Source organism: Halolamina salina, from assembly GCF_042678005.1.
Classification (GTDB): domain Archaea; phylum Halobacteriota; class Halobacteria; order Halobacteriales; family Haloferacaceae; genus Halolamina; species Halolamina salina.
Genome location: NZ_JBHUDH010000109.1, coordinates 12,277 through 12,546 on the forward strand (window position 1 = coordinate 12,277; position 270 = coordinate 12,546).

The 270-nt window shown below is 72.2% G+C and carries 1 protein-coding gene; it reads right to left on the reverse strand.

The annotated features are described in order from the left end of the window. The coding region (locus ACFR9S_RS09790; protein ID WP_379818523.1) for an ABC transporter permease subunit at window positions 1-245 on the reverse strand (245 nt) is incomplete at its 3' end. Window positions 246-270 lie beyond the last annotated feature (25 nt).

Below are 270 nucleotides of genomic sequence, written 5' to 3' on the forward strand. Positions count from 1 at the left end.
CCGTCCTCGCGCTCCCCGGCGATCGCGAGGTAGCCCGCGACGATGCCCACCACCGGGAGCACGACGGCGGTGACGCCCGTGACCCCGACGAGCAGTTGGGTCGCGCTCGTGATCTCGCTCGTGGCTCCCGAAACGACGAGCAGGACGGTGAACAGCGCGTAGGCCACGACGACGCCCCAGAGCAGCCGCGATCGACGCACGTTCAGGAAGTCGTGCCGGGCGATCCGGAGCACGCTCCCCCTCACGCGTCCACCTCCGGCGGGCGGGCGT